General features: G+C 66.4%; 3 protein-coding genes and 1 pseudogene. 2 read left to right on the forward strand and 2 right to left on the reverse strand.

What is annotated here, in order from left to right; translation table 11 throughout:
• Window positions 1-271: pseudogene (locus AB0M52_RS32650) on the forward strand (hypothetical protein); the annotation flags it as partial.
• Between the two features lie 49 nt (window positions 272-320).
• On the opposite strand, the gene AB0M52_RS32655 reads toward AB0M52_RS32650, so the two are convergent.
• Entirely contained in the window at window positions 321-1,034 is a 714-nt protein-coding gene (locus AB0M52_RS32655) for a VTT domain-containing protein (protein ID WP_363961654.1), read from the reverse strand.
• 452 nt (window positions 1,035-1,486) lie between these two features.
• Between AB0M52_RS32655 and AB0M52_RS32660 the strand changes: the two genes are divergently transcribed.
• Window positions 1,487-2,692, forward strand: coding sequence for a M14 family zinc carboxypeptidase (locus AB0M52_RS32660; protein WP_363961650.1), 1,206 nt, complete (start codon window positions 1,487-1,489; stop codon window positions 2,690-2,692).
• Window positions 2,693-2,946: 254 nt separating this feature from the next.
• Here AB0M52_RS32660 and AB0M52_RS32665 read toward each other — a convergent pair.
• Window positions 2,947-3,126: hypothetical protein (locus AB0M52_RS32665; protein WP_363961652.1), on the reverse strand; the 180-nt coding region annotated here is incomplete at its 5' end.

The following is a 3,126-nucleotide window of genomic DNA, read 5'->3' on the forward strand; positions in this document are numbered from 1 at the left end:
AGTTGATGGCGCCGGCGGCGCCGGGTGGTGGCTGCGACATCTCGGCTCCGCCATGGCCAGCATCGGCCTCACCATCCCGGCCATCGCGATCGCCTCCATCTGGCTGGAGGGACCGCTGGTGCTCGGCCTCGGCGGCACCGAGATGACGCTGCTCGCCCTCACCGTGATCACGGGCGTGCTCACCGTTGTGCCGGGCCGGGCCACCCTCCTCCAGGGTGGGGTGCACCTGGTGCTGCTCGCCGCCTTCGTATTCCTCGCCGCGAGCCCCTGACCCCGAACTCCGGCCCCGGGGGAGCGGTGCCGGACGGTCGGTTGGTGGGTCAGTGGTTGCCGTAGTGGCGGCGGGTGTCGCGGATCGCTTCCTCGGCAGCCGCCCGCTCCTCGGCGGTGGTGCCGCGCTTGGCAGCGAGGCGTGCCCTGAGCAGCTCGATGGCGATGGGGAGTACGGAGATCGCGACGATGGCGATCAGGATGTACTCGATGTTGGTCTTGACGAAGGGGATCTGGCCGAGGAAATAGCCGAGGACGGTGACGCCGGTGCCCCAGAGGATGCCGCCGATGATGTTGTAGATGACGAAGGTGCGGTAGTTCATCCGGCTGACGCCCGCCACGATCGGGGTGAAGGTCCGCACGATGGGCACGAATCGGGCGAGAACGATGGACCGCGCGCCGTACTTCTCGAAGAAGTCGTGGGCCTTGATCAGGTTCTCCTGCTTGAACAGGCGGGAGTTGGGGCGACGGAAGAGCGCGGGTCCGACTTTACGGCCGAAGAGATAGCCGACCTGGTCGCCGGCGATCGCAGCGATGGTGATAAGCAGGCACACCAGCCACAGCGGGTAGGTGATGTACTTGCCGTCGGCGACGAGCAGGCCGGTGGTGAACAGCAGTGAGTCACCGGGCAGGAAGAAGCCGATGAGCAGGCCGGACTCGGCGAAGACGATCACGAGGATGCCGAGTAGCCCGAATGTTGAGATCAGCGACTCCGGGGCGAGCCAGTCCGGCCCGAGAGCCAGGCTGGTGGTAGGCGTCGGCACGACGATGACCTCCGATGTCACGAGCGGGTTGTCGCCACGACGGGTGCAGCGTCCGTCAGTCTAGGTCCGCCCGGGATCCCCCGGAGGCTCGACATCACACTCCCGCGAATGGGGAACCGGCCTCCCGCGCGTTGCCGAGTACCACCCGCACGGACGCGCGCGTCCACTGTCGTCTTGCTGGCACCGGCGACCTTGACGGTGCGTACGCCGATCGTCACCGCGGAGCCGTTCGTGATCGAGGCGAGCACCGCGTAGGTGCCCTTCGGCACTTTCTGGGCTGGTTGGACTCGACCGAGGGCCGGTGAGGATGAAGCTCAAGATTTCCTCAAATGCGTACGCCTAGCCAAACTCAAATCCACTGACGCCTTTAGTTTTTCCACATCCGATTGGCGCGGCCGCCCTACCGGAGAAGCGCTTCCAGTGCATGACTTATACAACTGTAGGAGGTCATGATGAAGCGACGCCTATTGGTGTCGACAACCGTCGCAACGCTGTGTGCAGTCACGCTTTTCGCGCCGTCCTCGTCGGCTGAGAACGGAAACGCCGACTGCAGGAACCTTCCGGGCGAGCGGTCCGCCTCCGGCTGGACCAACTACGAGGAACTCGGCAAGCGACTCGCCCAGATCGAGGCGACCAGCCACGGCCGCGTCGACGTGGACGTCATCGGAGAGTCCCATCGGGGCCGGGAGATCTACGCGGCTCGGGTCGGCACCGGTGACCGCGTGCTGCTGATCACGAGCGAGATTCACGGCAACGAGAAGACCGGCACCGAGGCCCTGTTGCAGATGCTCAAGACCCTCGGCTCCAGCGGCAGCCCGCAGGCCGAGGCGATCCGCGAGAACCTGACCATCGTCGCTGTCCCGAAGTTCAACCCCGACGGTGCGGAGCTGAACCGTCGGCAGAACGACTTCCCGTGGAGCGAGGTGGTCCAGAAGTTCCCGCAGCTTGCCGGAACGAACCCGCCTTACTACTACAGCAACGGCGCGCAGGGCTTCGACATCAACCGGGACTTCAGCGCGGACCTCACCGCCGAGCCGGCCGCCGGGACCCGGCCGACGAACGAGACCCTCCCCGGCATGTACCTGACCAACGAGTCACGGGCGCTGCGTGACCTGTACGTCGACCTCCGCGACGAGTTCGGCAAGGTCGACGCCTACGTTGACCTGCACCACATGGGACCGTGCAGCCAGAACAACGACACCGAGCAGTACGTGACGGTGTCGCTGGACTACCCGCCGCTCGGCTCGGAGGTCGACGGCAACCCGCGGTACGCCGACTGGCCGCTGCTCGACCAGGACGGCTCTCGCCGGCACGCCCTGGCTGCCGCCCTCGGCATGATCAACCACGGGGGTAACGGAGCGGCCACCAACTCGCCCTTCGTCGGTGGGGTGAGCCGTTACGTCCACTACCAGGTGGCGGACGGATACAGCTTCGACCGGGACTACGCCGGCCAGGCCAGGTCGGCCTTCGCCCTCAACGGCAGCGCCACGGTGCTGTTCGAGGTACGTGGCCAGTCCCACGCGTGGGGCCAGAAGCAGAACGGCATGCTGACCCAGGTCGTGCAGGCCGGCCTCTTCGGAATCGCGGACCGAATGGCAGACAAGTCCGTCGACAACTTGAACGGGGACCACTTTTTCGATCTGCCGAAGTACTGGTAGCCCACGAAGCCGGCGGCACACCTTGATTGGGTCGCCCCTGGCATCGCCCACATAGCTCAAAGGCCACCGCCCAACAATTGGGGGGTGGCCTTTGAGTATGCCTATTTCGTTTATCGCATCAGCCACGATTGCCCGCCCGGTGCCGCCGCTCTCACCGGCAGGCACGGGTGCCAGATCCGGGGACGCCCTGCCGGCCGGGGCCGCCCAGCGGGTTGGCGTAGGCGGCCCCGGTTCCTGCCCTGCTGCGGCGGGTGTTACCGACAGGCGTCGGCCACCTGAGCGACAGCGACCGCGTAGGCGGACTCCGCCGTCGCCAGCGTGGCCCTGGCTTCCTCGAGCTGCGCGTTGGCCTTCGCGACCTTCACCTCGTCCTGCTTGATGGCTTGGGCCGGTTTGCCCATCACCACGCTCTTCTCGAACTTGGCCTCGGCGTC

This window comes from Micromonospora sp. NPDC051296, assembly GCF_040682255.1.
Taxonomy (GTDB): Bacteria; Actinomycetota; Actinomycetes; order Mycobacteriales; family Micromonosporaceae; genus Micromonospora; species Micromonospora craterilacus.